The sequence below is a fragment of the Nocardioides sp. NPDC006273 genome (assembly GCF_040613495.1).
Taxonomy (GTDB): domain Bacteria; phylum Actinomycetota; class Actinomycetes; order Propionibacteriales; family Nocardioidaceae; genus Nocardioides.
In genome coordinates, this window is sequence record NZ_JBEXSD010000021.1 from 16,750 (window position 1) to 43,107 (window position 26,358).

The window sequence follows — 26,358 nt, forward strand, 5'->3', positions numbered from 1 at the left end:
AGCGAGCGACGGTGAGATTCACGCGGCGACGTCCGTATGATTGCGCTTGCGCTACGGAGGTGGCCGCGTGAGCGAGAGCGGGTCCGTCCATGTCGGTGTCGACATCGGCGGCACGAAGGTGCTCGCGGCGGAGGTCTCGCCGGAAGGTGAAGTTCTCCGCACCGCTCACCGCAGCACGCCGGGCCGCCGGGTCGAGCTCGAGCTCGTGGAGGACGCGCTGACCGAGGCAGTCACCGAGGTGGCCGCCGGCCGGCCCGTCGCCGGAGTCGGGCTGGCAGCGGCCGGGTTCGTCGACGCAGCCGGTGAGCGGGTCATGTTCGCTCCCCACCTGCCCTGGCGAGGCGAGCCGACCCTGTCCCGGCTCTCCGAGCGCTGGGGCACCCGGGTGGCGCTCGACAACGACGCCAACTGCGCCGCCCTGGCCGAGCTGGAGCTCGGTGCGGCCCGCGGGGTCGACTCGGCCCTGCTCATCACCCTCGGCACCGGGATCGGCGGCGCCGTCGTCCTCGACGGCCGGGTCGTCCGGGGTCGCAACGGCATGGCCGGGGAGTTCGGCCACATGCAGGTCGTGCCCGGCGGGCTGCCGTGCGAGTGCGGTCTCACCGGCTGCTGGGAGCAGTACTCATCGGGCAACGCGCTGGTCGCCTTCGTGCGCGCCCGCGTCGAGACCGAGGAGTACGCAGGCTGCGCGCTCGACGAGCTTGCCGCGGGAGACCCGCTCAAGATCACCGGCCCGGCGGTCACCGCCGCCGCGGCCAGCGGCGATGCGCTCGCGCTGGCGGCGTACGAGTCGGTGGGGTCGTGGCTGGGGGTCGGGATGGCCGGCCTGGTCGCTGCCTTCGACCCGGAGCTGCTGGTCGTCGGTGGGGGAGTCTCGACGGCCGGCGACCTGCTGCTGGCACCTGCCCGGGCGGCGCTGGAGGCCTCGCTCGTCGGGCGCCACCATCGCGAGGTGCCACGGATCGTGACGACTGCCTTCGGTGCGGAGGCGGGGGTCGTGGGCGCGAGCATCCTGGCTCGCCGGCTCATCTCGAGCCCGGGCCAGGATCGGACCTAGACTCGGGCGCCGTCGTCCCAGGGATCGCGGGGCTCGGACGGCATCGTCGCCAGCAGGTAGACGAACCCGGCCAGGAAGGCGGCGACCAGGCCGCCGATGACCCAGCTGCTGAAGTGTCGATCGGTGATCTGGATGACCACGATCAGGATCAGCACGGCGACCGGCGCGCCGAGCACGCCGATCCAGGCGAGCAGGCGTGCCGGGGTCGGTTTCGGCAGCGGGGGCGGGGGCGGTGGGACGTACCCCTCGTCGTCGTCGCGCCACATGTCGTCGTAGGAATCGGGCTCGTCGACCTCCTCGACGATGTCGATCTTCTTCTCGAAGAGGCCGCTGGAGACGGGCTCCTCGATAGCCGGGCGGTCGCCGTAGTTCTCGACGATCTGGCGCCAGGCCTCGTCCTCCGACGGCTGGCCGTCGGAAGGCACAGAGGCATCATCGGGGGCCCCGGTCGCGTCCTCGGGCCGGTCGTCTCGCTCGCTCACGCCGCCACCCCCGTAGCGCAAGCGCCATAATACGGACGCGGCGGCGTGTTGATCGCTTGGTTCACTCGCTGACGCTCGCTCACGTTCCCAGCCTAGCCCGACTGCATGACAGGGCGCGGGGGTAGAAGTACCTATCTCGTTATAGGCTGACCGGTCGAAGGCAATAAGGGAAGGCGATGGGGTGACGACGAAGCTCTTCTACTCGTTCTTGAAGTGGGTCGCGCTCGGGCCAATCCTGCGAGCGGTGTTCCGTCCGACCTATGAGGGCACGGACAACATTCCGCGGAAGGGCGCGGCGATCATGGCCAGCAACCACCTCTCCTACGCCGACTGGCTCTTCATGCCGCTCGGGATGAAGCGGATGGTGCGGTTCGTGGCGAAGGCGGAGTACTTCACCGGGACGGGTGCCAAGGGGTTCCTGCAGAAGGCGTTCTTCTCGGGCACCGGCAATGTGCCGATCGACCGCGGTGGCGCCACCGCCGCCGAGGGCGCCCTGATCGCCGCCAAGCGGGTCCTGGCCGAGGGCGAGCTGTTCGGGATCTACCCCGAGGGCACGCGCTCCCACGACGGCAAGCTCTACCGGGGACGTACGGGCATCGCCAGACTGACCCTGGACACCGGTGCGCCGGTGATCCCGGTCGCCGTGATCGGCACCGATGTGATCGCGCCTCCGGGCAAGAAGTTCGGCAGGCTCGTGCATCCGCGGGTCGTCTTCGGTGAGCCGCTGGACTTCTCCCGCTACGAGGGCATGGCCAACGACCGCTACATCCTGCGGGCGATCACCGACGAGATCGTCTATGAGATCCTGAAGCTCTCCGGCCAGGAGTACGTCGACATGTACGCCACCGAGGCCAAGAAGCTCGCCAACGACGAGAAGCCCGCGAAGAAGACCTTGCGGCGTTCCAAGTCCGGTCCCGCCAAGACCGGACCTACCAAGGACGTAGCCTGACGATCCACTCGTCCCACCCGTTCCCGACGCCGGAAGATCCCGTGCGCCGGTGGCGAGGTCGTCTGGGGGGACGGGTGTCGCTGTGGACGTCCGGCTCCGCCGGGCTCACGGTCTCGTCGCTGATGGTCGCCAACGGCTCCCCGGGGGCGCTGCTCGGGCTGCTCGATCCGGACTCTGATCTGCGCGACGAGCTCGAGGAGACCGGCCTCGCGGTGGTGTCGCTGCTCCACTGGCGCCACCGGGACCTCGCCGAGGCGTTCGGGGGCACCGCTCCTGCTCCCGGTGGTGCGTTCCGCTCTGGGACCTGGGTCGAGACCGAGTTCGGGCGGCGTCTCGCCGACGCCCCGACCTGGGCGGGGGTGCGGCTGACGTCGCTGACCGAGATCGGCTGGTCGGCCCTGGCGACGTGCGAGATCGTGTCGCTCGAGGTCGGTGACGACACCGACCCGCTGGTCCACCGGCACGGGAGGTACGAACGATGATCGAGGGCTATCTGCGACGGCTCGGCATCGAGGGACGGCCGGAGGCGACGTACGAGACGCTTGTCGATCTTCATCATCGTCATCTCGACACGCTTCCCTACGAGAACCTCTCGATCATGCTCGCGGCCATCGGAGCTGTGGCCTCGCCCGACTCGGTGGACCCGAAGGAGACGCTCGAGCGGGTCGCCGCCGGCGGCAACGCGGGCTACTGCTTCCACCACAACGGCCTGGTCTCGCTGGTCCTGGAGGAGCTCGGGTTCGACGTCGTACGCCGTCCCGGACAGCTCATCGAGACGACCGGACCGAGCGGGCAGCTGGACCATCTCGCCTTCGAGGTCCGTGGGCTGCCGACGGCTGCGAACCCGGGCGGCCGCTGGTGGCCCGATCTCGGCTTCGGCGATGCCTTCCGCGAGCCGTTGCCGCTGGTCGAGGGACATCACCGTCAGAACGGGTTCGTCTACCGGCTGGTGCGGGTGGGCGAGGCCGGCTGGACCTTCCACCACGACCCGTCGGGGTCCTTTCACGGCAACCTCGTCCGCGGTGTGGTGGAGCTCGACGTGGTCGTGGCGAGGCATCCGGAGCTCTCGACGCCGCCCGGCCCTTACACGAGCAAGCTGGTCGTGCAGCGGCGCGACGCGACCGGCGCCGACACCGTCCGCTCGATCCGCCACACGCGGATCGGCGAGGACGCGTTCACGCGTGAGCTGTGGGACTTCGCGGAGTGGTCGGCCGCCCTGGAGGGCCTCGGGCTCTCGTTCGCCGGGGTCGAGGAGGGCGCGCTGCGCACCCTCCACGAGCGACAGGCCGCCGGCTATGACGACTGGCTGCTGACGCGGTAGTCGGCGACGTGCTGAGATGGCGGACATGAGCGACGAACCTGCCCCCGAGCTGCTCGACGTCGCGGCCGACCTCTACGGGCTGCCGCTGGCCGACTTCACCCCCGAGCGTGACGCGCGGGCCAAGAGCCTGAAGGGAACGCCTGTCGCCGGTTCCGTCAAGGCCCTGAAGAAGCCCTCGACCGCCGCTTGGGTGATGAACCTGCTGGTCCGCTACGAGACCGAGCAGGTCGAGCAGGTGATCTCGGTCGGCGCCCTGCTGCGCGAGGCGCAGACGGGGATGGACGCCGCTCAGCTGCGAGAGCTCACCAAGCAGCGGCGACAGCTGACCGCGGCGGTGACGACCCGTGCGCGCGGCCTTGCGCGTGAGCACGGTCTGCGGGTGACCGAGGCGGTGGCCACGCAGGTCGAGGCCACGTTGACCGCCGCGATGATCGACGCCTCCGCCGCCCAGGCCGTACGCAGCGGCCTGCTCGTCTCCCCGCTGTCCGCCACTGGGGTCGACGCCGTCGACGCCGCGGCCGCCGTCGCGCTCCCCGACGCACTCGGCTTCGAGGTCCCCGAGGTCGTCCCGCCGCCCCGCGAGCCGCTGCGGGCGGTCCCCGACCTGCCCGACACGGCCGCGCTCGACGAGGCCCGGGAGGCGCTCGAGGAGGCGGAATCGGCGCTTTCCGGTGCAGAGACGGAGCGCGATCGCGCTGCAGCGGCGTTCAAGGACATCGAGGCCCGCTCGCTCCAGGTGAAGTCGGAGATCGAGGACCTACGCCGCCGCCTTGCGGATCTGGAGGCTGCCGCGCTCGAGGTCGAGGACGAGCTCACCGAGGCGGAGGAGACGCGCGACTCCGCCGAGACGGCCGTGTCGGAGGCTGCCGCTGCCCGTGACTCTGCCGCGGCTGCGGTCGAGCGGCTCGACGGGTAGGCGTCCCTGGTCGCTCGGCTGTTGGAACTGATCAGTCGTGGCAGACTCTGGCGCCGTGAGCACCGACTGGCGCCAGTGGCACGAACACTATGACGATCCGGCCTCTGGCCTGGCGCGACGCCTGGCGGTGGTGCGCGACGAGGTCAGGCGTCTGTTGAGCGGTCGCCGTGGCGCTCGTACGCAGGTCACGAGCATCTGTGCGGGCGACGGGCGCGACCTGCTGCCGGTACTCGCGTCGATGGAGGTCGATGTCGACGCCGTCCTCGTTGAGATCGATCCGGTTCTTGCGGATCGGGCGCGGGCCACAGTTGCAGCCTCGGGATTGGCTCAGGTGGAGGTGCGCACTGGCGACGCCGGACTCGCCAGCGCGTTGGCGGGGGAGACGCCGGCCGACGTCTTCCTGGCCTGCGGCGTCTTCGGGAACATCACCGACTCGGATCTAGAGACGACGATCGGTGCGCTGCCCGGGCTCGTGGCGCCCGGTGGCGCTGTCGTCTGGACGCGGGGCGCGAGTCTCCGCGACGGCGAGCTGAGCGATCACGCCGGTGATCCGGCGGACCTCGTTCGCGAGCTCTTCACTCGTCACGGTTTCGCCGAGGACACGTTCGTGCGTCCGGCCGACGCCGCCTTCCGCGTAGGGGTCCATCGGCGGTCCTCGGACGCCGCGTACGTCGCTCTGCCGGAGCGGATGTTCTCCTTCGCTCGCTGAGCCTCAGCCGGCGAAGGTTTCTCCAGAGTCGGTCGTGATGCTCTTCCGCATCCGGACAAGGGGGACCGGTGCGCCGCCTCGGTCGTCGGTGATCCGCTCGACCGATTCGAAGCCGTACGCGGAGTAAAGCGGCTCGCCGGACAGGGTGCCCATCAGCTCGAGGGTGGTGAAGCCCTCCGCTGCGGCTGCTTGCTCGCAGAGGTCCAGGATCAGTCTGCCTACGCCGCGTCGGGTGAAGGCAGGGTTGGTGTACATCGCTCGTACTCTGGCCGGGTCTCTTGCTGGGTCCAGGAGGGTCGGCTCGCGGCCCGGGGTGTGGTCGCCGCCGTAGAGGGTCGCTCTTCTGCTCCAGCCGCCGCAGCCGGCGATCTCGTGGTCCTCTTCGACCACGAAGTAGGTGCCATCCTCGATCAGCTGGGTGTCGATGCCCATCACTGTCTTGCTCGAGGTGATCTGGGCCTTTGTCAGGAACTCTTTCTGGAGCTCTGCGATCGAGCTGTGCATGATCGCTGTCAGGGCTGGGATGTCCTTGGGGGTTGCAATGCGGTGGGTGAAGGGCACGGGGCGAGCCTGCCATGTCTCCTCCGCTGGTCGAGCCGCCGGCTTCCCGCTGGTCGAGCCGCCGGAGCCGCTGGGCGGAGGCGTGTCGAGACCAACACAGTCGCTCCGGTGGTCGAGCTTGTCGAGACCTCCCCTGAGGAAACCTCGCTTAGCGACCGTTTCTTCGTTTCAGGGTTCGCCGCCGACCCTTCCTCGAGTGTTTCTCGATCATGCGCCGCGTCAAGGACGGGCTTCGCCCGCCGGCTTCGCCGGCCGCTTCGCGGTCCTTGACTCGGCACCTGATCGAGAAAGATTTCGCCATTATCGGGGCGGCGGCGAGGGTGTGGCGCGGGGTTCAGGTTGCTTGTATGCGGACCGCATAAATCGGGTCGGACCAGCACAAACAGGTAGCCATGGACGACTCTTTCACATATAATGGGGCGTATGAACGAGACCGTCGACCAGCTCCTTGCCGGGCCGCCCCTGGGTGCGTCCGAGGGTGAGCTGGTCGACTGGATCAGCCGGCTCGAACAGATCAAATGCGCCGCTGAGGCCGTTCAGGCAGAAGCAGCGGTACGCCTCGAGGAAGCCACCCGCGTCCGGCAGGCCGAGGCTGGGGTTTCGGCCCGGAAGCTGGGGGAGGGCGTGGCCTCGCAGGTGGCGTTGGCGCGGCGGGTCTCACCGGCCAAGGGCGCCAAACTGCTCGGTCTGGCGAAGATCCTCCTCGCGGAGATGCCGCACACCTTCGCTCTGATGAAGGCCGGTCTGTTCTCGCAGTGGCAGGCCACCATCCTGGCCCGCGAGACCGCCTGCCTCTCGCTGGAGGACCGCCGGGTCATCGACCACCGGCTCTGTGCCCTCAGCCCCGACGGTGAACCGCCTGCTGTGGTGGCCATGGGGCTGCGGCAGCTCGAGAACGCCGCCAAGAAGCTCGCCATCACCCTCGACCAGGAATCCGTCGTTGCCCGGGCCGCGAACGCGGAGAAGGACCGCCGCGTCAGCGTGCGGCCGGCACCGGACACGATGACCTGGCTCGGGGCCTTGTTGCCGGTCCAGGACGGGGTCGCCGTATTCGCGGCGCTGGACCAGGCCGCGAAAGCTGCCCAGGCGGCTGGGGATGAACGGTCTCGCGGTCAGGTCATGGCCGACACGCTGGTCGACCGAGTCACCGGCCGCGCCACCGTTGAGAACGGGGCGAGGCCTCGGATCGAGGTCAAGGTCGTCATGACCGCCGACGCCCTCGCCAACGACAGCAACCAGCCGGCGATGGTCGAGGGCTACGGACCAGTCCCTGCCGCTTGGGCGCGTGAGGCGCTCGCGGATGCCGCGGTCTTCGTGCGGCGTCTCTTCACCGATCCCGCCGGGCAGCTGGTCGCGATGGAGTCCCGCTCGCGCAAAGCACCCGACGGCCTGGCGGAGTTCATCACCACCCGGGACGGCGGGATCTGCCGCACCAACGGCTGCGACGCCCCGATCCGGAACGTCGATCACGTCGAACGCCACGCTGACGGCGGCCCCACGAGCGCCGAGAATCTCCAAGGCCTTTGCGAGCGCTGCAACCAGGCCAAGGAGGCCCTCGGTTGGCGGACCAGACCAGGACCCGACGGCAGCATTGTCACCATCACACCCACTGGCCATACCTACACCAGCCCGCCACCCGACACCTGGCGACCGGACCCACCGCGACTGTCGCGGGCGGAGTTCGTGCTGCGCGACGTACTCCTTGATCATCGCCCCGCAGCCTGAGCGGAGCGCTCAGACCTCCTCGGCGACGTCCTCTCCGGAGGCGGGGTCGTAGAGGTAGACCTGCTCGCCCGCACGGGGATCGCGGGCGGAGAGCACGTGGAAGCTGGGGGAGGCCGGGTCGGCGAGGTCGACGACGGAGGCGCCGGCGCCGAGGACACCGCGCACGAGATGTGGGGGTGCGGTGGTGTCGATGCGGGTGACGACGCCGGGGGTCACCCAGACGGGGACGCCGGCGAGGAAGCCGCCGGCCTGGAAGTGGAGGTGGCCGGTGAGGATCGCACGTACGTCGCTGCCGCGCACCGCGCGGCCAAGGGCGGAGAGGTTGCGGAGCACGACGTCGGCGACCCAGGGGAGGGAGGCGAGATGGAGGGGCGGATGGTGGAGGACGAGGACGGTTCCGTCGCGTGTCGGGGTGGCCAGCTCGGTCGTGAGGCAGGCGAGCTGGTGCTCGTCCAGGAAGCCGTGGGTCTTGCCCGGGACCAGGCTGTCCAAGGTGATGATCCGGAGCTCACCGAGAAAGCTGACCGAGGCGCACAGGTCGGATTCCGGATCCAACAGGCGACCGCGGTCGCTGCCGTCTGCGTCCCGGTGCCCGCTGCCGAGCACCTCGCGGAACGGGCCGCGGGCATCGTGGTTGCCGGTCGAGTAGATGTGCGGGATGCCGCGTTCGGCGGCGAAGGCTCCCACCCGCTCCAGGACCGAGCGGCAGCCTGCGTCCGATCCGTCGTCGGCGATGTCGCCGCTGACCACGATCGCATCCAGTCCGGGCAGGTGGCGGGCGTCGCGCAGGATGCCCTCGAGTGCAGCCACGGCGTCGACACCGTCCATGTCGATGCCACTGGCGGTGACGTGGGTGTCGGAGAGATGCAGGATCCGGGTCATGGGCGCGGCCGGGTTCCACCAATGATCGCGGTCAGGAACGTGTCGACCTCGTCGACTGCATAACCGGACGGGCTCACGCCCAGGCCTTCGAGCGCCCGACGGCCTCGGTCCAGGAGGCGTACGCCTCGTCGGCCGCATCGCGACGCGAGGCGTCGGGGGAGAAGGTGCGGTCCAGCGCCCAGGTCTCGCGGATCTCGTCGAACGAGGACCACACGCCGACCCCGAGCCCGGCCAGGAACGCCGCACCCAGACCAGTCGTCTCGACGTAGCGGGGACGGGAGACGTCGACCCCGAGCTGGTCTGCCTGGAGCTGGCACAGCAGGTTGTTCGCCGCAGCGCCGCCGTCGACGTTGAGCGAGGCGACCGGAGTGGGCATGGTCGCCATCACGTCACGCACCTCGAAGGTGATCGCCTCCAAGGTCGCCCGGACGATGTGGGCACGGGTGGTGCCGCGGGTGAGACCGATGATGGTGCCGCGGGCATCGGGATCCCAGTGCGGCGCACCGAGACCGGTCAGCGCGGGCACGAACACGACCCCGTCGGACGAGGCGACCGTGCTGGCTAGGGCCTCGGTCTCCGCGGCCGAGCCGATGATCTGCAACCCGTCGCGCAGCCACTGCACCGCGGCGCCGGTCACGAAGATCGAGCCCTCGAGGACGTAGGTGACCTCTCCGGAGGGGGACATCCAGCCCGGCGAGGTGAGCAGGCCGGAGTCCGACCGCTGCGGTGTGGTGCCGGTGTTGGTCAGCACGAACGATCCGGTGCCGTAGGTGCACTTGGAGTCGCCGACCTCGAACGCGGCTTGGCCGAACAGCGCCGCCTGCTGGTCACCGGCCACCCCGGCGATCGGCAGCGAGAGATCCAGGAAGGAGCGTGCGTCGGTGACCACGCCTTCGCTCCAGTTGGGGCCGATCTCCGGCAGCGCGTCGCGGGGCACGCCGAAGAGCGAGCAGAGCTCGTCGGACCAGTCGTTGGTGTTGATGTCGAACAGCAGCGTCCGCGAGGCGTTCGAGACGTCGGAGACATGATGCAGACCGCGGGTCATCCGGGCGATCAGGTAGGAGTCGACGGTGCCGATCGCGTAGCGCCCCGACTCCACATGCGCCCAGGTGTGCGGCTCGTTCTCACGGATCCAGGCCAGCTTCGTCGCGGTGAAGTACGGATCCAGGCGGAGCCCGGTCAGCTCGCGGACGCGAGTGTCGTGCTCGGCCATGGCCGAGCAGATCGCCGTCGTCCGTCGGTCCTGCCACACGATCGCGCGCCGGGGCGACCCCAGCGTCTCCCGGTCCCACAGCACGACCGTCTCGCGCTGGTTGGTGATGCCGATGCCGACGAGGTCGTCCTTACCGTGGGCCGCGAGGGCCGCACGGCACGCCTCCAGGGTCGCCTGCCAGATGCCCTCGGGCACGTGCTCGACCCATCCCGGACTCGGGAAGAGCTGGTCGAACTCCTCATAGCCCCTGGCCGCCACCTCGCCCTTCTCCGTGACGATCAGCGCGGTGACACCGGTGGTGCCGGCGTCGATGGCGAGGATCGCGCTCATTTCGGGGTCCTGATGATGTCGAGGATGCGCTGGTCGATCCAGGACAGGTCTTCGGCCACCCGCATCTCGTAGTTCTCGGTGGCGACCCAGGCGAGGAAGCCCGAGGCGCCCTGCGCCGCGGCGTACGTCTCCAGCTCGGCCTCGATCTGCGGGGTGACCGGCACCTTCTCCGCCTCGGTCGAGGCGGTCAGGTAGAGGTCGCTGAGGTCGAGAAGTCGCTTCAGCTCGGTGATCGGCGCGGGATTGTCGTCTACTCGCAGGTCGGCCGCGATGTCGTCGTTGCCGCCGTAGCCGGCCTCCTCGCGTACGACCAGGAGGGCCGCGCTCTGCCGTCCACGGCTGTCGCCGCCGGCCTCGTCGCCTGCGGCCAGGGCTGCCAGGAGCCGGTGCTGCAGAGGTTGCTCGGGCGAGGAGGCGAGCCAGGCGGCCTCCATCGCCTCGACCACCTCAGGACCGGTGAGGATGTTGCCCTGGATCGCGTACGCCCCGTCCCCGGTGGAGCCGGTCCGGCCGCCCGCCCAGTCGTAGCAGGACGGCCCGGTGTGGGAGGCGGCGTTGCCGTCGACGTCGACGATGCCGACCTGGCGGTGGTCGCGGCGCTCGTCCTCCTCCAAGAGCCTCTCGAGGGCGACCGAAGCGGTCGCGCCCTCGTCGAGATGGGCGAGTGCGAGACCCTTGTAGGCGACGTTGGCCTCGGCCTGGGTGGCGATCGCACCGACGCCCGCGACGGCGGCCGGGACGGCCGATCCGACGGCCAGGAACTTCGAAGCGACAGCCACACCCCAGGTGGGCTGGCCGGTGCCTGGGTCGACTGCTCTGGCGACGATGGAGAAGGTCATGGCGCGACCCTATCCGTGAAATTTCGACCCGTAACGGCGTGTTGACGAATTGTCGTACACCTGACGGCAACGGTGGGCTTTGATTGAGGGATCCCTTCATCCCAATTTCGGAACCGAGTTTCGATCGTGACCAGGAAGGACGTCATGACGACCCTGGCGAAAGAAGAAACACCCGAGCTGAAGAGAGTGATGGGGCCCTGGCTCCTGCTGCTCTTCATCGTCGGTGACATCCTGGGGGCCGGCGTCTACGCCGTGACCGGGACCATGGCCGGCTACGTGGGCGGCATCTTGTGGTTGCCGTTCCTGCTCGCCTTCGTGGTCGCGACGATGACCGCGTTCTCCTACCTCGAGCTGGTGACGAAGTATCCCAGCGCCGCCGGTGCCGCGCTCTACACCCACAAGGCGTTCGGCATCCACTTCCTCACCTTCATGGTGACCTTCGCGGTCGCCTGCTCGGGCATCACCAGCGCGTCGACCTCGGCCAACACGCTGGCGCAGAACTTCTTCGGCGGCCTGGAGATCAACGGCTGGATGGACGCGCCCAGCGAGGGTGCCGTCACGACCTTGGCATTGGGTTTCATGGTCCTGCTCGCGCTGATCAACCTGCGTGGCGTGGGCGAGAGCGTGAAGTTCAACATCATCCTGACCATCGTCGAGATGGTCGCGCTGAGCATCGTGATCGGCGTCGGTTTCTACGTGATCGCCCAGGGGAAGGCCGACATGGCCGAGCTGATCTCCTTCGAGGACTACAGCAACATGGGCATCGTCTTCGCGGTCACGGCGGCCACCTCGGTGGCGTTCTTCGCGATGGTCGGGTTCGAGGACGCGGTCAACATGGTCGAGGAGACCAAGGAACCGGAGCGGATCTTCCCTCGCACCATGCTGATGGGCCTGGGTGCCGCCGCGCTCCTCTACATCCTGGTCGCCATCTCGGTGGTCAGCGTGCTGAGCCCGGGTGAGCTCGAGACGATCCGCGAGTCCGAGGGTCGGGCCCTGCTCGAGGTGGTCGAGAAGGGCGCCCCGGATTTCCCGATCGAGAAGGTCTTCCCGTTCCTGGCGGTCTTCGCCGTCGCCAACACCGCGCTGATCAACATGCTGATGGCCAGCCGGCTGGTCTACGGGATGGCCAGGCAGCGGGTGCTGCCCAAGCAGCTGGGCGCAATTCTGCCCGGCCGCCGCACGCCGTACATCGCGATCATCTTCACCACGGTGATGGCGCTGGGGCTGATCTGGTACGTCTCCAGCGACCCGGACAGCAACATCGTCGCCAACCTCGGATCCACGACCGCGCTGCTCCTGCTGTGCGTGTTCGCGATCGTCAACATCGCCTGCACGGTGCTCCGCAACCGCCGCGCCGACACCGACAAGACGTTCTTCACCGCGCCGCCCTGGCTGCCGCCGATCGCCGCCCTGCTGTGCATCTACCTGGCCGGGCCGTGGGTGGACCGCGACGGCATCGTCTACGAGATCGCCGGCGGCCTGATGGTCATCGGCGTGATCCTGTGGGCGGTCACCTGGCTGATCAACAAGTTCGCCAACAAGGACGACGAGCCGCCGCACTTCCAGGACATCGAGCACATGGACGTCAAGCCCGAGGACGACAAGTAGCTCAGCTGACCGCGATCGAGGCCGGCGTACGAACTCTCGGGAACGTACGCCGGCCCTGCCGTGTCTGAGATGACTTCGTGACAACCGGGTGAGCCGCGTACCCTGAGGCTCGTGAACGACGCCTTCCCCTCCCTCGAGCAGCTGCACGCCATCGGAGCCCTTCAGCAGCCGACCTATTCGGACCCGGTCGCGCTGACCGCAGCGGTCGAGAAGCTGAGGAATCAGCCGCCCCTGGTCTTTGCGGGGGAGTGTGACCAGCTCAAGAGCTCGATCGCCGCCGCCGGCCGCGGTGAGGCGTTCATCCTGCAGGGCGGCGACTGCGCCGAGGTCTTCGCGGAGGCGACCGCCGACAACACCCGCAACAAGCTGCGGGTGCTGCTCCAGATGGCAGTGGTCCTGACGTACGCGGCCTCCGTCCCGGTCGTGAAGATCGGCCGGCTCGCGGGGCAGTACGCCAAGCCGCGCTCCTCCGACACCGAGACCCGCGACGGCGTGACCCTGCCGGCCTACCGCGGCGACGCCGTCAACGGCTTCGAGTTCACCGAGGCGTCCCGCATCCCGGACCCGCAGCGGCTGCTGGACGTCTACCACGCGTCCTCCTCGACCCTGAACCTCGTGCGTGCGTTCACCACCGGTGGCTACGCCGACCTGCGCCAGGTGCACACCTGGAACTCCGAGTTCGTGCGCAACTCGCCCGTCGGCGCGAAGTACGAGGCGATGGGCTCCGAGATCGAGCGCGCGATCGCTTTCATGGAGGCCATCGGCGCCGACCCGGAGGAGTTCCACCGGGTCGACTTCTACTCCTCGCACGAGGCGCTGCTGCTCGAGTACGAGCACGCGATGACCCGCATCGACTCGCGCACCGAGACGCCCTACAACGTCTCCGGTCACTTCGTCTGGATCGGTGAGCGCACGCGTCAGCTCGACGGCGCCCACGTGGAGTACTTCCGCCACCTCAACAACCCGATCGGCTGCAAGCTGGGCCCCACCGCGACCCCCGACGACGCGCTCGCGCTCGCCGCCAAGCTCAACCCGAAGAACGAGGAGGGCCGGCTCACCTTCATCACCCGCTTCGGTGCGGGGAAGGTGCGTGACGGGCTGCCCGCGCTGGTCGAGAAGATCACCGCCGAGGGCGTCAACGTCACCTGGATCTCCGACCCGATGCACGGCAACACCTTCTCCACCTCCAACGGCTACAAGACTCGCCGCTTCGAAGACGTCCTCGACGAGGTCCAGGGCTTCTTCGACGTCCACCACGCCCTCGGCACCGTCCCCGGCGGCATCCTGGTCGAGAACACCGGCGACGACGTCACCGAGATCATCGGCGGCGGCGAGGAGCTCGACGAGGCCGGCCTCGTGCACCGCTACGAGTCCGTCGTCGACCCGCGGCTCAACCGTGTCCAGTCGCTCGAGATGGCCTTCCAGGTCGCGGAGATGCTCAGGTCTCGCTGAGAGACCAGGCGAGCTGCATGATCTCGTCGCCGTCGCGGAGGGTGCTGCGGTTGCTGGTGTCGGTGAAGCCGGTGCGCTCGTAGAGGCGCTGGGCGCGCCGGTTGTCGGTGCGGGTCCACACGCTGAGGCCCTCCCAGCCGCGCGACTGGAGGTCGCGGATCATCTCGGTGCCGACGTGGGAGCCCCAGACGGCGGGGTCGACGAAGACCATCGAGAGGTGGCCGTAGCCGGGTAGGGGCACGCCGTCGACGAGGTAGGTCTCGGCCACCAGCATCCCCGCGGGACGGGGGCCGTAGTGGGCGAGCAGCGCGAGCTCGGCGGTGTCCAGCTTCTCCTTGATCCTGCGGATCCTGGCCTCGGTCGCGGTGCGACGACGAGCGGCGTTCGCTGCTCGCCAGACGTCGACGGCGACGGCGCGCTGCTCGGCGCTGTCTATCTCGGCGACGATGATTCTCGGCATATCCGGGTGGCCAGGACCTACAGCGTCATCAGCCAGACGCCGAGCACGAGCATCACGATCATGAAGATCGCACCCACCCACAGCAGCACGATCCAGGTCGAGGGGTTGTCCTCGGACTCGCCGGCCATCAGCGAGGAGACGTACTCCTGCTGTGCCCCGTAGTCACCGAAGTCCTGCTCGAGCGGTTCCGGCTCGCCGGCGTACCCATGGCCGGTCTGCCAGTCGCCGGAGCCTTCGGCGGCGAAGGCCTCCTCGGCGTAGCCGGTCGCATAGGCGGGCTCGGCGTCGTAGATCTGCTCGGACGGCGTCTCCTCCGAAGGCGGGGCCCAGTGACGGACCTTCCCGTTCCGCGACTCCTGGACGAGGGTCCCGGAGGGCTCGACGAAGGGCCGGTAAGTCGCTTCGGCGGTGGCCTGGGAGACCGGCTCGGGCTCGGGGACGGGCTCGGGGACCGGCCCCGGGAGCGGTCCCGGCTCGGGATCAGGAAACGGCTCGGGTCCGGGGAGCGGCCCCGGTTCGGGGACCGGGTTGGGCGTCGGCTCGGGGTCCGGGACGGGCTCTGGCCCCGGGACCGGCTCCGGGTCAGGGATCACCGCGCCTGCCGCGGCCGGCGCCTGCGCCGGCGGAGGGGCGGTCGGCGGTGCGTACGTGGTGCGGATCGCGGTGGACTCGTTCGGCTCGTCGGTGTCGAGTCGCTCCTCGACGTCGGGCGACGTGCGCCTCGAGGTGCGCTCCGTGGGTTCGTCGTCCGGGGTCTTGACCGAGCCCGACGAGGCTGACGAGGCCGACGACGCCGGACCCGGCCGGTCGTCGTCGCCGTAGGCGCTGATCCGGGGCAGGCTCAGTGAGGTCTGCTCCGCCTCGGGCACGTCGTCGACGGCCTCCGGGGAGACCGCTGCGACCGGCTTCCGGATCACGGTGGACTCGTTGGGCTCATCGAGCTCATCGAGCTCATCGGGTGCGGGCGTGATGTCCTGGTTTGCAGCAGAGTGCATGCCTTCGGGCTTCGCTTCAGCACTGGACACGGGTGGCGTCCTTTCCTCTACATCGATGGAGTCGGCCTCGGCCGCTCGGTCGGGCTCCGTGGCGACCTCGAGGCCGCACATCGGACATGTGGGCTCGCCGAAGAGCCGGTGCCCACATTGTGCGCAGCTGGTCATGCCACCCCCATGGCGTCGAAGATCACTCCCGTGCGTTCCCAAGCCTAGGTCACACGCCTTGACCCTGGGCCGATGCCCGCAGATCGCGGAGCAGCGCGATATCGGGGTTGTCCGCGTCGCGAGAGCCCGGAGTCTCCAGGATGAAGGGCACCCCGGCGGTCGCCGGGTGCGCGAAGAGCTCCTCGAAAGCCGGTGTGCCGATGTGGCCGCGGCCGATCTGCTCGTGGCGGTCGAGATGCTTGCCGCGTACGTCCTTGGAGTCGTTGGCATGGATCAGCCGGAGTCGCTCGGGGCCGCCGATCTCGACGATCCGGTCGACGCACGCGGTGGCCCCGCCCGGCTCGTCGAGCGGGGCTCCGGCGGCGAAGACATGGCAGGTGTCCAGGCAGATCCCGGCCTTGGGGTGGAAGTCGAGGGCCCCGAGGTAGGCGGACAGATCCTCCACGCCTGCGCACAGTGATCGCCCCTGGCCGGCGGTCGGCTCCAGGAGCAGCCAGGGGGCACCCTCGGCCGAGATGTCGTCGAGCACGGGGAGCAGCGCCTCGCGCACCTGCTTCATCGCGGCGGCGTGCTTCTCGACCGCGTCCCCCTCGGGAGAGACGAACGAGCCGGTGTGGACGACGACGCCCTCGGCCCCGATGTCGGCGGCCCGGCGCAGGTTGTGCGCGACCAGGGCTGCCGACTTCTCGTACGTCGCCGGCGTGGGTGAGCCGAGGTTGACCAAGTAGGGGGCGTGGATGAAGGCACGCATCCCGCGCCGCTCGATCTCTGCCCGGAAGGCATTGTCCTCGGCCGGCTTCCCTGCCGAGAGTGCCCATCCCCGCGGGTTGCCGACGAAGATCTGCAGGGTCTCGCCGCCGATCGCTTCGGTGTTGGCGATGGCGCCGGCGACGAGACCCTTGCCGACCTGTACGTGGGTGCCGATCGGGTTGCGGCCCTGCGGCGTCGAGAGGAGTTGCTGGGTCAAGGTCAGTTCAACCAGATGGTGATCTCGGAGCCGTACGGCGCCTCGCCGCCCGCGGGCTCCTGACGGGTCACGTAGCCGAGGCCGAGGTTGATGCCGCCCTCCTGCTCCTCCTTGACCTTGAACCCGGCGGCCTCGAGGGCCTGCTTGGCGGTGTCCTTGTCGGTGCCGACGACGCTGGGGACCGGCACGGCGGCCGGGCCCTTGGCCACGACCAGCGTCACGGTCTCGCCCTTGGGAAGGCTGCCGGAGCTGGGGCTCTGGCTGAGCACGGTGCCGGGCTGGATCTCCTGGTTCTCCTCCTCCTGGATCTCGACCTTCAGGCCGTCGGCCTCCAGGGACTTCTTGGCGCGCTCGGCGCTGCGACCGGTCCAGTCGATGATGTCGACGGGCGCCGCGCCCTTGCTGATCACGAGCACCACCGACTTGCCGGGGCGCACCAGCGTGCCGGGGCGAGGCTGGGAGTTGATGACGTGGCCCTCGGGGACGTTGTCGTGGAACCTCTTGATCGGGTCGCCGACGCTGAGCCCGAGCTCCTGGATCACGTCCTGGGCGTCGTCGGCGAGCATGCCCTTGACCTTGGGCACGGAGTACTCCTCCACACCCTTGCTCACGCTGATCTCCACCTTCGACCCGGGCAGCGCCTTGTGGCCGCGGCCGGGGTCGGAGTCGATGACGATGCCCTCATCGACGGTCTCGGAGAACTCGGTGTTGGCCGAGACGTCGAAGCCGGCCTCCTGCAGCTGAGTCGTCGCCGCGGCTTTGCTCAGGCCTGCTACCGACGGGACCCGCTCGTAGCGTCCGTCGATGAACCACCACATCCCGGTCGCCACCAGCGCGACGGCCACCACGGCGGCGGTGATCGCGATCGGGCCCTTCCAGCTCGCCGGCATGCTCCGGCGCTGCTTCGGCTGCACGGGGGTCGGCGCGATGCGTACGTTCTCCTCAGGCTCGCTCAGCGAGAGCCGCGCGCCCGCGGGGAGGCCGACGCCGGGAGGCGGGCCCGCCGGACCCGGCGGCCGGCCCGGCGGGGGGCCGGAGGGTCCCAGGCCGAGCGGGGGCAGGACTGCGGTCGACTCGGCGTCGGACTCGTCGTGGGCGCGTGCCGGGGAGTCAGCCGCGCGGGTCGCCGTGTCGGGGGCGCCGGGGGAGGGGAGCGCGAGGTCGGCGGTGAGGTCGGGGTCGTCGAAGATGCCCGCGGACAGGGTGGCCATGACACGGTTGACCATGCGCAGCAGCACCCCGGCGTCGGCGGGACGCAGCTCGGGGTCGCGGGCGGTCGCGCGGGCGACCAGGGCATCGACGTATCGCGGGATCCCGGGCGCCGCCTTGGAAGGCGGCGGGATGTCCTCGTGGACGTGCTTGTAGGCGATGTCGACCGGGGACGGGCCGCTGTGGGGCTTGCGCCCGGTGAGCAGCTCGTAGAGCACGACGCCGGCGGCGTAGACATCGCTGCGCGGCCCCGACTTGGACTCGGTGACCAGCTCGGGGGCCAGATAGGAGACGGTGCCGACCAGGTTGCCGGTCGTGGCGTCGTTGGAGTTGTTGCTCATCACCCGGGCCAGACCGAAGTCGGCGACCTTGACCCGCTGCGAGATCGAGCCGGGGCCGGTGGTGATGAGCACGTTCTCGGGCTTGATGTCGCGGTGCACGATCCCGACGGCGTGCGCCGCGGTCATCGCGCTCAGGATCGGCTCGATGTAGGCCAGCGCCTTCGCGGCGCCCAGCGGCGCCTGCGACGCGATCGTGTCGCGCAGGGTGTGGCCCTCGATGTACTCCATCGCGAGGAAGGCGACGCCGTCGTCATCGTCCTGATCGTAGACGGCGACCACGTTGGGATGGGACAGCTTCGCGGCGGAGCGGCCCTCGCGTACGAACCGGTCGCCGAAGTTGCCCTCCTCGTCGAGATCCTGGTGCATGACCTTGACGGCGACGATTCGGTCCAGCCGGGTGTCGTGGGCGACGTAGACCGTCGCCATCCCGCCCTTCGCGACCTTCTCGACGATCCGGTAACGCATCCCCAGGACCTTGCCCAGAAGGGGGTCGGATGCGGTAGCCGAGCTTCCGCCGTGGCGTCCGATGACGCTGTCACGGGGGTCCGCCTCACTAGCCACGCGATCCTCCTGTCTCCGGTTGGAGAAGTATTCCGGACCGGGCAATGGTACGGACCAGGGGGTCCGACTCACGACTTTCCGCCGTGGCTACCCGGGCCGGTAATGTGATTGTTATGAGCGAGCGTCAGCGAGTGACCATGGGCCTCAGGCCGCCATGTCCGTATCTTGGCGCTTGCGCTACGGAGGTGGCGGAATGAGCGACTTGCGGCTGGCGGAGCAGGACCTGGGTGTCCTGGTGGACGAGTGGATCGACTGGGCCACGGCCGCGTCGCTGCTCGGGGTGACTGTTGGGAAGGTGCGCACCATGATCCGCGAGCACGAGCTCGCCGCGGCGGTTCCTCCAGGGGTGAAGGGCCAGCACATCCCGGCCCTGTTCATCCAGGACGGTCTGCCGGTCAAGGGCCTGGGCGGCCTGCTCCACGTGCTCCACGACGGGCGCTACGACGACCGCGAGATCATCGCCTGGCTCTTCCTCGACGACAACCTTCCCGGCCGTCCGATCGACGCGCTTCGGGAGAACCGCGGGTCGGAGGTCAAGCGCCGGGCCCAGGCCATGGCACTGTAGGAAGACCTGGTCCGTACGTCTCGGAGGAGCCTCGTGAGGTCGAAGTCCGCCCTGGTTGGCCTGCTGCTCGCACTGTTGATGGCGCTGGTCGCCGGATGCGGAGGCAGCCCCGGCTCGGACGGGGGCGCGAAGAGCGGCACCGACCCCGAGAGCGGGCTCGCCTGGATCGCAGAGTCGGACCTGCCGCCCGAAGGAGCCGAGACCCTCGAGCTGATCGACGCGGGCGGCCCCTTCCCCTACCCGGGCAAGGACGGCAGCACCTTCGGCAACCGCGAGGGGATCCTGCCGGAGGAGGCCTCGGGCTACTACGCGGAGTACACCGTGCCGACGCCTGGCTCCGACGACCGGGGTGCGCGGCGTATCGTCGCTGGTGAGGGTGGAGAGTTCTACTACACCGAGGACCACTACGAGTCGTTCTCACGGATCGACCGGGGGTGAATGACCAGAATGAGCGGACTGGCAGGGCTTCTGGCCGGGAAGATCGATCCCGGCGTCTACCGCTGGCACACCGAGCTGGCGGCGAGAGATCTGGCCGAATCGGTGACTGGTGCCGGCTGGTCGCTGGCGCAGATCGCCGACGTGGCCGAGACCAAGGACGAGGTGCTCGGCGCCATCGGCGCAGCGCTCGGGTTCCCGGCTCACTTCGGCCGCAACCTCGACGCGCTGTGGGACTCGCTGCGCGACGTGTCCGCGCCCACCGTGCTGCTGTGGGAGACGTGGGGGTGCGCGGCCTACGCGGATCGAGCCGCGTTCGACCAGATCGTGGGGGTCCTGAAGGACCGCTCCGCGGAGATCGCCGAGGACCGGCCGGCATTCACCGTGCTGCTGCGCGGGGACGGTCCCGAGACCGACCTCGTCGACCTGGGCTGATCTGGGCCGAGCTGGGCCCGGGGATCACCCGACGGTGACGGTGCGGGTGGGGTAGCCGGTGGCGCCGTCGGGGGCCGGGGGCGCCTCGTCGGCGGTCTGTGGCTTCCCGGACCGGTCGAAGGCGCGCGCCTGGATCTGGTGCTCGCCCTCGGTCGCGTCCCAGCGGTAGATCCACTGCCGCCAGGTGTCGATGCTGTCCTCGGCGGCGAGGTCGGCGGACTGCCAGGGGCCGTCGTCGATGCGTACCTCGACCTTGCTCACGCCGCGGTGCTGCGCCCAGGCGACCCCGGCCACGGTGACGGTGCCGGGCATCGTCTCCTGGCCGGGGATGTCGATGCGGCACGCGGTCTTGATCGGGCCCTCGGCGGACCAGCCGCGATCGGTCCAGTAGGCGCGGAAGTCGGCGAAGCGGGTGACCTCGAGCTCGGTGAGCCACTTGGTCGCCGAGACATAGCCATATAGACCGGGGACGACCATGCGTACGGGGAAGCCGTGCTCCCGGGTCAGCGGTTCGCCGTTCTGCGCGATCGCGAGCAGCGAGTCGCGGCCATCGGTGAGCGCCTCGAGGGGCGTGCCGATGGTGATCCCGTCGGCACCGGTCGACTTCACCGCGTCGGCATCGGGGTCGAGGCCCGCTCGTTTCAAGACGTCGCGGATGCGTACGCCGGTCCAGGTCGCGTTGCCGATCAGGTCGCCGCCGACCTCGTTGGAGACGCAGCAGATCGTCACTCGCCGCTCGTAGAGGGGCATCGCGAGCAGATCCTGGTAGGTCAGCTCGATCGGGTTGTCGACCAGGCCGTGGATCTTGAGCCGGTAGTCGGCGACGTCGAGGCGTGGGGTGAGCAGCGCGATGTCGATGCGGTAGAAGTCGTCGACCGGGGTCAGGTGGGGCGTGAGGCCGTCGATGCGGAGCTCCGCGCCCGCCGGGAGGGGCGCGGCGGGGGAGACGGTCGCGGGGATCACCACCTTCGTCGCCGGATGGCGGCGGGCGGTGACCACCTTCGCGCCGACCCCGCTTGCCACGCCCGCCGCGGTCACTGCCGATGCCGCGACCAGGAACCTGCGGCGGTCGAAGCCGTCGGGGGCCTCCGCTTCGGTGGTCGCGGCGGTCGTCGAGGCGCTGTGCCTTCTCAGGTGGCGGGTCAGGAGGACCAGCGAGGCGATGCCGACCGCCAGGCCGACCAACAGCGCGACGATGCCCGTCGTCGGGCTCGCGGGCCCGTTGCCGGACCTGCCGGCGAGCAGGGCGGCGATGTCGACCGCCCCGAGGATCACCAGCATGCCCACGCCGAGCGGGAGGCGGCGTACGGCCAGGGCGCCGGCCACGCCGAGGAGGGCCAGCGTCACCAGCGCGACACAGGCCAGCAGGATCGGCTTGTCGGCGGTGCCGAACGTGGCGACCGCCGCCTCCTTGAGCCAGCGCGGGGTGAGGTCGATGACTCGGTCGCCGAGCGCGAGCAGGGGAGAGGCGCCGCCGGCGAGGGCGGCGATGAGCTCGGCGATGCCGAGGCCGAGTACGCCGGCTGCGATGCCGGCGACAGGGCCGCTCGGGGGCGTGCGGGATGTCATGCTGTGGGTTCGTGGCTGATCGATGCTCGGATGGGACCAATCCTCCCACTCTTCGGCTGCGAATCCGTAGTGAGAGCTGTCGGTCTGTCGGAAGGAGCGCGCGTGCGGCGAGCATTGCGGGTCGTGGGCGAGGAGTCGTCACCCGACCCCGATGACGACCTGGACGTGGCGGGCGTGCTTGCCGCGGTCGCCGGTGGCGACCTGCATGCCTTCGGACGGATCTACGACGACCTGGCTCCGCTCGTCTTCGGGGTGGCGCGGCGGGTGGTGCGTGACCCTTCGCGTGCGGAGGAGGTGACCCAGGAGGTGTTCACCGAGGTGTGGCGGCAGGCCGCTCGGTTCGACGCGGCGCGTGGCTCTGTCCGGACCTGGGTGCTGACGATCGCACACCGGCGGGCGGTCGACGCCGTGCGCTCCTCGGAGGCCTCGCGTGTGCGAGAGGAGCATGTCGCCCGGCGCGAGCCGGTGGAGGTCGCCGGCCCGGAGGAGGCGGTGGTCACGGCGTCGGAGCACGATGGCGTACGCCGCTGCCTGGAGGCGCTCACGCCGCTGCAGTCGCAGGCCGTGCGCCTCGCCTACTACCAGGGGTTCACCTATCCCGAGGTCGCGGAGATGCTCGGCCGGCCGCTGTCGACGGTGAAGACGCGGATGCGGGACGGGCTGATCCGTCTCAGAGACTGTCTGGAGGCTCGCGATGGCGCCTGACGTACACGGCCTGCTCGGGGCCTACCTTCTCGATGCCCTGGTGCCGTGGGAGCGCGCCGAGTTCGGGGCCCACCTGGCGGCCTGTGCCGAGTGTCGCGAGGAGGTCGACTCGTTGCGGCCGGCGACCGCCGCGCTCGCCGGTGGGGTCGCCGCGACACCGCCGGCTCCGCTGCGCGACCGGGTGCTGCGTACGGCCTCGCAGACGCCGCAGCTTCCACCGGTGGTGACCGCGGCCCGGCCACGCCGTCGCTGGCTCATGGGCGCGGTGGCTGCGGCGGCCGCGCTGGTCATCGGCGTCGGCGTGGGTCTCGGAGTGGTTCTGAGCGACGACGACCCGCCCACCATGACCGCCGCCCAGGTGATATCGGCCCCGGACGCGAAGATGCACAAGGAGAACACCTCCGACGGCGAGCTGATGGTCGCGATGTCGCCCGAGATGCACATGGTCGCCGTCGATGCCGCCCACCTCGACCGCCCCGCCGGCATGACCTACCAGGTCTGGTGGCACACCGACGCCGGGATGGAGTCCGCCGGTGTCCTGGACGAGGAGATGTCCGTCGCCGTACCCGTCGAGGACGGCGACCTGATGGTCACCATGGAACCCGAGGGCGGCTCCGACCAGCCGTCCGACAAGGTTCTCTTCGAGATGCCCGCCACCTCGCTCTAGCCGAGACGTCAGGTACGTCGGCCCAGACGTCACCCAGGTCGGCCGAGAAGTCACGTGCGTCGGTCGAGGTGGCACGCCCGTGACGCTTCGGCCGACCGCAGTGACGCTTCGGCCGACCGCAGTGACGCCTCGGCGTCAGAGGGCGCGCTGGGTCGCGGCCGTCGCGAGGGCGCGGAGGGTGGTGGCGGCGTGCGCGTCGAGGAGTCCTGAGGCCCGGGCGTCGTCGAGGGCGGTGAGGCCTTGGTCGGCGAGCTCGGTGATGGTCTTCTCGACCTGCCGCTCCGCGCCGGATGAGGCGATGATGGTACGCAGCGCCGAGACCTGGTCCTCGGTGAGCGGCTGGCCGAGCGAGCGGTCGAGGAGGTCGGCCTCGGCGGGCGGTGATCCGGTGAGGGCCAGGGCGACCAGGACGGTGCGCTTGCCCTCGACGAGGTCGTCGCCGGCGGGCTTCCCGGTGACCGAGGGGTCTCCGAAGACGCCGAGGAGGTCGTCGCGGAGCTGGAAGGCCTCGCCCACGGGCAGGCCGTAGGCCGACAGTGCCTCGATCTGCTCGGTCGAGGCCCCGCCCAGGGCGGCGCCGACGTGAAGGGGGCGCTCGACGGAGTACTTGGCGGCCTTGTAGCGGACCACCTTCATCGCGGCCTCGACGTCGGCTGCACCGCGCGCCTGGACGGTGATGTCGAGGAACTGCCCGGCGATGACCTCGGTGCGGGTGTGGTCGAACACAGAGAGCGCGTCGGCGGTCTCGGGCGCCCCGAACCCAGCGGTACGCAGCAGCTCGTCGGACCAGGTCAGCAGCAGGTCCCCGAGGAGCACGGCTGCGGCATCACCGTAGGCACGGGACCGCCCGGGCCACCCCGCGGCGGAGTGGTCGGCCTCGAACGCGCGGTGCGCGGACGGGGCGCCGCGGCGGGTGTCGGAGTCGTCGATGACGTCGTCGTGGACGAGGGCCGAGGCCTGGAGCAGCTCGAGCGCGGCGGCCGCCCGCACCAGCGACTCCTCCTCGGCAGGGGAGGGGGCGGGGCGCACCGCGCGGAAGCCCCAGTAGCAGAACGCGGCCCGCAACCGCTTGCCTCCGGACATCGACTCGCGGGCCCGGCGCAGCAGCGGTTCGACTTCGTCCCCGAGCGGGACCAACCGCTCGAGCTGCGTCGCGAGGAAGGTGTCCAGAGCGCCCTGGACGCGACTGCGGAATTCATCGGCGTCCCACGTTTCATTCACTCTCCGAGCCTATGGCACTCACCTCTGGTTGGGACCGACCGCCTGCGCGACCAGCGCGGACGACAGCCCGGTGAACGGCAGCCCGGAGCCGGGGGTGGCGTGGGCGCCGGCGGCGTAGACGTTCGGGATGGGGGTGCGCGGTCCGAGACGCTGGAACACCGTGCCCCGTCCTTCCCACTTGACGCCCAGCGGTGACCCGCGCCAGCGGCGGACGAGCTCGGCGGCGCCCAGGTCGACACGGTGCACGACGTGCTCGCGGAGGTCGACCTTGTGGCGGGCCAGGGCGAGCAGGACGTCCTCCATCAGCTTGCCGTAGGAGTGGACCGTCCAGGCGTGCTGTCCCTCTGGAGCGAGCCCTCGGGTGCGTACGACGAGGGTCGGCTCGCCGTGCAGGACCAGCTCGTCGGGCAGGTCGAGCAGATGGTCGGGCAGCGAGGAGAGCCCGAGATGGAACGTCATCGGCGGGATCGCGGGCAGCGTGCGTTCCACCATGGGTCGCAGGGCCGGCACCGAGCGCGGGTCGAAGGCGACCACGACCGCTCCGTCGGCGCCGAGATCGATCTCGCCGGCGGTGGTGCTGACCGCGACCGCCCTACCGCCGCGGAGGATGATGTCCTCCACTCGGGTCGCGGTCTGCACCGAGACCCGGCGGGTGGTCATCCGGGCCGCGAGCACCTCGGCGACGACCCCCATCCCGCCCTCGACGCGCCAGCCGCCGAAGCGCTGCTCGAGGTAGGCGGTGAGCCCCGCCCAGGCAGGTACGTCGCGCAGCTCCTGCCCCGCGGCGACGAACGGGTGCCCCGCGACCAGCCGGAGCCGCTCGTCCTTGAACGTCTTGCGCAGCCGCTTGTGGAGGGTCTCGCGAGACCGGAACCGCTCTGCGACGGCCGACGGCAGCGCGGAGGGCTCCCACGGCACCTCGAAGTAGTGCTTGCGCAAGACCTCCCAGTCCTCGCTGAACCGGGCGACGTAGTCGGTCCACTGCCGGCCCATGCCCGCCCCGAGCTCGTCGAAGGCCGCCAGCTGGGCTCCGCGGGTGCCGCCGGGCACCGCGACCGAGGTCTTGTCGGCGAACCGGTGCTCGCGGATGACGTCCATCGGCACCAGCTCCAGCTCGCGCTCCGCGGGCCGCCCGGACTTTCGGAACAGGTCCCGCATCACCGCGGGCAGCAGGGTCGAGGTCGCCGAGGCGTCCCACGTGAATCCCTCCTCGCGCACCGGCACCAGGGCGCCACCGAGCTCACCGGAGGCCTCGAGGAGGGTCACCGAGTGGCCGAGCTTGGCCAGCCTCGCGGCGCTGGCCATCCCTGCGTACCCGCCCCCGAGGACGACAACGCTCGTCATTGGACGGGGTAGGGCTTGGTGGTGCCGTCGGAGGGCTCCTCCGGCGGCGGGGCGCCCCGCCGTCCGCGGCGGGTGAGCCTGCGCCAGCCCCCGCGAACCGTGCGGACGATGAAATACACCAGCACCAGCCCGGCTGCCAGCAGAACTGCGGCGATCCCGGCGGCGGCCAGCGGGTGCTCGGTCGCGAACCAGACCACGCCGAGGACGAGGCCGTCCTCGACCAGGCTGACCACCGAGTTGGAGACTGGCTCCGGGGAGGAGTTGACCGCCAGTCGCTCGCTGGCCTTGACCAGATGCGACATCAGCGCCGAGGTGCCGCCCACGACGCCGCCGACGGCCGCGCTGAGCGAGTCGGCCTCACCGGCGAGCAGGACGCCGATCACGGCGCCGATCGTGGGCCGGATCACCGTGGAGATCGAGTCCCACGTCGAGTCGATGTAGGGCACCTTGTCGGCGACGAACTCGATCGCGAACATCACCCCTGCCGCGGTCAGCACGGGCCAGGTGCCGAGCACGTCGGGGATCTCCTCGGCCCCCGTCGTACGCTGCACGACGCCGAGCACCAGCAGGACGAGGTAGGCGTTGATGCCACTGGCCCACCCGCTGGAGAAGGTCAGCGCTAGAGATTCCATGGGGACATCTTGGCCTACGCCGGCGCGGGTCCAGACTCCGTCC

27 protein-coding genes are annotated in these 26,358 nt (G+C 70.1%); 14 read left to right on the plus strand and 13 right to left on the minus strand.

What is annotated here, in order from left to right:
* Window positions 1–67: 67 nt before the first annotated feature.
* Window positions 68–1,057, plus strand: coding sequence for an ROK family protein (locus tag ABZZ22_RS11445; RefSeq protein ID WP_354930878.1), 990 nt, complete (start codon window positions 68–70; stop codon window positions 1,055–1,057).
* Here ABZZ22_RS11445 and ABZZ22_RS11450 read toward each other — a convergent pair.
* Entirely contained in the window at window positions 1,054–1,539 is a 486-nt protein-coding gene (locus ABZZ22_RS11450) for a hypothetical protein (protein ID WP_354930881.1), read from the minus strand. The two genes, ABZZ22_RS11445 and ABZZ22_RS11450, sit on opposite strands and share 4 nt — an antisense overlap.
* A gap of 181 nt (window positions 1,540–1,720) precedes the next feature.
* Between ABZZ22_RS11450 and ABZZ22_RS11455 the strand changes: the two genes are divergently transcribed.
* The 5 genes from ABZZ22_RS11455 to ABZZ22_RS11475 are packed head-to-tail and all read left to right on the plus strand — an operon-like array spanning window position 1,721 to window position 5,434.
* Window positions 1,721–2,488 (plus strand): lysophospholipid acyltransferase family protein, encoded by a 768-nt coding sequence (locus ABZZ22_RS11455; RefSeq protein WP_354930884.1) that lies wholly within the window; start codon window positions 1,721–1,723, stop codon window positions 2,486–2,488.
* Window positions 2,489–2,529: 41 nt separating this feature from the next.
* Window positions 2,530–2,970: a flavin reductase family protein gene (locus tag ABZZ22_RS11460; protein WP_354930887.1), complete on the plus strand. Its 441-nt coding sequence runs from the start codon at window positions 2,530–2,532 to the stop codon at window positions 2,968–2,970.
* Window positions 2,967–3,809: an arylamine N-acetyltransferase gene (locus ABZZ22_RS11465; RefSeq protein WP_354930890.1), complete on the plus strand. Its 843-nt coding sequence runs from the start codon at window positions 2,967–2,969 to the stop codon at window positions 3,807–3,809. The genes ABZZ22_RS11460 and ABZZ22_RS11465 overlap by 4 nt, the downstream gene beginning before the upstream one ends.
* Window positions 3,810–3,834: 25 nt before the next feature.
* The gene (locus ABZZ22_RS11470) at window positions 3,835–4,725 is read left to right on the plus strand and encodes a hypothetical protein (protein ID WP_354930893.1); all 891 of its coding nucleotides are present in this window, start codon (window positions 3,835–3,837) and stop codon (window positions 4,723–4,725) included.
* A 55-nt stretch (window positions 4,726–4,780) separates the two neighbouring features.
* Window positions 4,781–5,434 carry a class I SAM-dependent methyltransferase gene (locus ABZZ22_RS11475; RefSeq protein WP_354930896.1) on the plus strand — a complete coding sequence of 218 codons (654 nt, stop codon included), beginning with the start codon at window positions 4,781–4,783 and terminating at the stop codon, window positions 5,432–5,434.
* A 3-nt stretch (window positions 5,435–5,437) separates the two neighbouring features.
* Here ABZZ22_RS11475 and ABZZ22_RS11480 read toward each other — a convergent pair whose 3' ends face one another.
* On the minus strand, window positions 5,438–5,995 hold the full coding sequence (locus ABZZ22_RS11480) for a GNAT family N-acetyltransferase (RefSeq protein WP_354930899.1): 558 nt from the start codon (window positions 5,993–5,995) through the stop codon (window positions 5,438–5,440).
* A 423-nt stretch (window positions 5,996–6,418) separates the two neighbouring features.
* Between ABZZ22_RS11480 and ABZZ22_RS11485 the strand changes: the two genes are divergently transcribed.
* Entirely contained in the window at window positions 6,419–7,720 is a 1,302-nt protein-coding gene (locus ABZZ22_RS11485; RefSeq protein ID WP_354930902.1) for a DUF222 domain-containing protein, read from the plus strand.
* 9 nt (window positions 7,721–7,729) lie between these two features.
* Here ABZZ22_RS11485 and ABZZ22_RS11490 read toward each other — a convergent pair whose 3' ends face one another.
* The 3 genes from ABZZ22_RS11490 to ABZZ22_RS11500 all read right to left on the minus strand — a co-directional run bounded on the left by ABZZ22_RS11490 (window position 7,730) and on the right by ABZZ22_RS11500 (window position 10,984).
* Entirely contained in the window at window positions 7,730–8,602 is an 873-nt protein-coding gene (locus ABZZ22_RS11490) for a metallophosphoesterase (RefSeq protein WP_354930905.1), read from the minus strand.
* A gap of 73 nt (window positions 8,603–8,675) precedes the next feature.
* Window positions 8,676–10,145: a glycerol kinase gene (locus ABZZ22_RS11495; RefSeq protein ID WP_354930908.1), complete on the minus strand. Its 1,470-nt coding sequence runs from the start codon at window positions 10,143–10,145 to the stop codon at window positions 8,676–8,678.
* On the minus strand, window positions 10,142–10,984 hold the full coding sequence (locus tag ABZZ22_RS11500) for a DUF1028 domain-containing protein (protein ID WP_354930911.1): 843 nt from the start codon (window positions 10,982–10,984) through the stop codon (window positions 10,142–10,144). The genes ABZZ22_RS11495 and ABZZ22_RS11500 overlap by 4 nt, the downstream gene beginning before the upstream one ends.
* Window positions 10,985–11,128: 144 nt before the next feature.
* Between ABZZ22_RS11500 and ABZZ22_RS11505 the strand changes: the two genes are divergently transcribed.
* Both ABZZ22_RS11505 and ABZZ22_RS11510 read left to right on the plus strand, forming a co-directional pair.
* Window positions 11,129–12,592 carry an APC family permease gene (locus tag ABZZ22_RS11505; RefSeq protein ID WP_354930914.1) on the plus strand — a complete coding sequence of 488 codons (1,464 nt, stop codon included), beginning with the start codon at window positions 11,129–11,131 and terminating at the stop codon, window positions 12,590–12,592.
* A 111-nt stretch (window positions 12,593–12,703) separates the two neighbouring features.
* Window positions 12,704–14,044, plus strand: coding sequence for a class II 3-deoxy-7-phosphoheptulonate synthase (locus ABZZ22_RS11510; protein WP_354930917.1), 1,341 nt, complete (start codon window positions 12,704–12,706; stop codon window positions 14,042–14,044).
* On the opposite strand, the gene ABZZ22_RS11515 is transcribed toward ABZZ22_RS11510, so the two are convergent.
* The 4 genes from ABZZ22_RS11515 to pknB form a co-directional block, all read right to left on the minus strand.
* A complete protein-coding gene (locus ABZZ22_RS11515) occupies window positions 14,031–14,504 on the minus strand; it encodes a GNAT family N-acetyltransferase (protein WP_354930919.1) in 474 nt (157 codons plus the stop codon). The genes ABZZ22_RS11510 and ABZZ22_RS11515 overlap by 14 nt on opposite strands.
* Before the next feature lie 17 nt (window positions 14,505–14,521).
* Window positions 14,522–15,499 (minus strand): hypothetical protein, encoded by a 978-nt coding sequence (locus ABZZ22_RS11520; RefSeq protein ID WP_354930922.1) that lies wholly within the window; start codon window positions 15,497–15,499, stop codon window positions 14,522–14,524.
* 214 nt (window positions 15,500–15,713) lie between these two features.
* The gene (locus tag ABZZ22_RS11525) at window positions 15,714–16,631 is read right to left on the minus strand and encodes a deoxyribonuclease IV (protein WP_354930925.1); all 918 of its coding nucleotides are present in this window, start codon (window positions 16,629–16,631) and stop codon (window positions 15,714–15,716) included.
* Window positions 16,632–16,633: 2 nt separating this feature from the next.
* On the minus strand, window positions 16,634–18,742 hold the full coding sequence (gene pknB / locus ABZZ22_RS11530; protein WP_354930927.1) for a Stk1 family PASTA domain-containing Ser/Thr kinase: 2,109 nt from the start codon (window positions 18,740–18,742) through the stop codon (window positions 16,634–16,636).
* Between the two features lie 193 nt (window positions 18,743–18,935).
* On the opposite strand from pknB, the gene ABZZ22_RS11535 reads away from it, so the two are divergent.
* Genes ABZZ22_RS11535 through ABZZ22_RS11545 form a run of 3 tightly spaced genes read left to right on the plus strand, consistent with a single transcriptional unit; the run spans window position 18,936 to window position 20,177 of the window.
* Entirely contained in the window at window positions 18,936–19,307 is a 372-nt protein-coding gene (locus tag ABZZ22_RS11535; protein ID WP_354930930.1) for an Rv2175c family DNA-binding protein, read from the plus strand.
* A gap of 33 nt (window positions 19,308–19,340) precedes the next feature.
* Complete coding sequence (locus tag ABZZ22_RS11540; protein WP_354930933.1) at window positions 19,341–19,745, plus strand: ribonuclease domain-containing protein; 405 nt, start codon at window positions 19,341–19,343, stop codon at window positions 19,743–19,745.
* Between the two features lie 9 nt (window positions 19,746–19,754).
* Window positions 19,755–20,177, plus strand: coding sequence for a barstar family protein (locus tag ABZZ22_RS11545; RefSeq protein WP_354930936.1), 423 nt, complete (start codon window positions 19,755–19,757; stop codon window positions 20,175–20,177).
* 24 nt (window positions 20,178–20,201) lie between these two features.
* Here the strand turns inward: ABZZ22_RS11545 and ABZZ22_RS11550 are convergent, their stop codons facing one another.
* Entirely contained in the window at window positions 20,202–21,746 is a 1,545-nt protein-coding gene (locus ABZZ22_RS11550) for a molybdopterin-dependent oxidoreductase (protein ID WP_354930939.1), read from the minus strand.
* Between the two features lie 102 nt (window positions 21,747–21,848).
* Between ABZZ22_RS11550 and sigK the strand changes: the two genes are divergently transcribed.
* Both sigK and ABZZ22_RS11560 read left to right on the plus strand, forming a co-directional pair.
* Entirely contained in the window at window positions 21,849–22,451 is a 603-nt protein-coding gene (gene sigK, locus ABZZ22_RS11555) for an ECF RNA polymerase sigma factor SigK (protein ID WP_354930942.1), read from the plus strand.
* Complete coding sequence (locus tag ABZZ22_RS11560; RefSeq protein ID WP_354930945.1) at window positions 22,441–23,118, plus strand: anti-sigma factor; 678 nt, start codon at window positions 22,441–22,443, stop codon at window positions 23,116–23,118. The genes sigK and ABZZ22_RS11560 overlap by 11 nt, the downstream gene beginning before the upstream one ends.
* Before the next feature lie 135 nt (window positions 23,119–23,253).
* On the opposite strand, the gene ABZZ22_RS11565 is transcribed toward ABZZ22_RS11560, so the two are convergent.
* From ABZZ22_RS11565 to ABZZ22_RS11575, 3 genes are read right to left on the minus strand one after another with little or no spacing between them, the layout of a single operon-like run.
* A complete protein-coding gene (locus ABZZ22_RS11565) occupies window positions 23,254–24,339 on the minus strand; it encodes a polyprenyl synthetase family protein (RefSeq protein ID WP_354930948.1) in 1,086 nt (361 codons plus the stop codon).
* 18 nt (window positions 24,340–24,357) lie between these two features.
* Window positions 24,358–25,683, minus strand: coding sequence for an NAD(P)/FAD-dependent oxidoreductase (locus ABZZ22_RS11570; protein ID WP_354930951.1), 1,326 nt, complete (start codon window positions 25,681–25,683; stop codon window positions 24,358–24,360).
* A complete protein-coding gene (locus ABZZ22_RS11575; protein ID WP_354930954.1) occupies window positions 25,680–26,315 on the minus strand; it encodes a DUF4126 domain-containing protein in 636 nt (211 codons plus the stop codon). Before ABZZ22_RS11575 ends, ABZZ22_RS11570 begins: the two co-directional genes overlap by 4 nt.
* Between the last annotated feature and the right edge of the window lie 43 nt (window positions 26,316–26,358).

Excerpts from the sequence above, each read along its gene's own strand:
- ABZZ22_RS11570 (WP_354930951.1), bottom strand. The coding sequence starts at position 25,683 with ATGACGAGCGTTGTCGTCCTCGGGGGCGGGTACGCAGGGATGGCCAGC.
- ABZZ22_RS11560 (WP_354930945.1), top strand. The coding sequence starts at position 22,441 with ATGGCGCCTGACGTACACGGCCTGCTCGGGGCCTACCTTCTCGATGCC.
- ABZZ22_RS11515 (WP_354930919.1), bottom strand. The coding sequence starts at position 14,504 with ATGCCGAGAATCATCGTCGCCGAGATAGACAGCGCCGAGCAGCGCGCC.
- ABZZ22_RS11485 (WP_354930902.1), top strand. The coding sequence starts at position 6,419 with ATGAACGAGACCGTCGACCAGCTCCTTGCCGGGCCGCCCCTGGGTGCG.
- ABZZ22_RS11490 (WP_354930905.1), bottom strand. The coding sequence starts at position 8,602 with ATGACCCGGATCCTGCATCTCTCCGACACCCACGTCACCGCCAGTGGC.
- ABZZ22_RS11500 (WP_354930911.1), bottom strand. The coding sequence starts at position 10,984 with ATGACCTTCTCCATCGTCGCCAGAGCAGTCGACCCAGGCACCGGCCAG.
- ABZZ22_RS11470 (WP_354930893.1), top strand. The coding sequence starts at position 3,835 with ATGAGCGACGAACCTGCCCCCGAGCTGCTCGACGTCGCGGCCGACCTC.
- ABZZ22_RS11550 (WP_354930939.1), bottom strand. The coding sequence starts at position 21,746 with ATGACATCCCGCACGCCCCCGAGCGGCCCTGTCGCCGGCATCGCAGCC.
- ABZZ22_RS11520 (WP_354930922.1), bottom strand. The coding sequence starts at position 15,499 with ATGCACTCTGCTGCAAACCAGGACATCACGCCCGCACCCGATGAGCTC.
- ABZZ22_RS11535 (WP_354930930.1), top strand. The coding sequence starts at position 18,936 with ATGAGCGACTTGCGGCTGGCGGAGCAGGACCTGGGTGTCCTGGTGGAC.
- ABZZ22_RS11505 (WP_354930914.1), top strand. The coding sequence starts at position 11,129 with ATGACGACCCTGGCGAAAGAAGAAACACCCGAGCTGAAGAGAGTGATG.
- ABZZ22_RS11495 (WP_354930908.1), bottom strand. The coding sequence starts at position 10,145 with ATGAGCGCGATCCTCGCCATCGACGCCGGCACCACCGGTGTCACCGCG.
- ABZZ22_RS11545 (WP_354930936.1), top strand. The coding sequence starts at position 19,755 with ATGAGCGGACTGGCAGGGCTTCTGGCCGGGAAGATCGATCCCGGCGTC.
- ABZZ22_RS11575 (WP_354930954.1), bottom strand. The coding sequence starts at position 26,315 with ATGGAATCTCTAGCGCTGACCTTCTCCAGCGGGTGGGCCAGTGGCATC.
- ABZZ22_RS11465 (WP_354930890.1), top strand. The coding sequence starts at position 2,967 with ATGATCGAGGGCTATCTGCGACGGCTCGGCATCGAGGGACGGCCGGAG.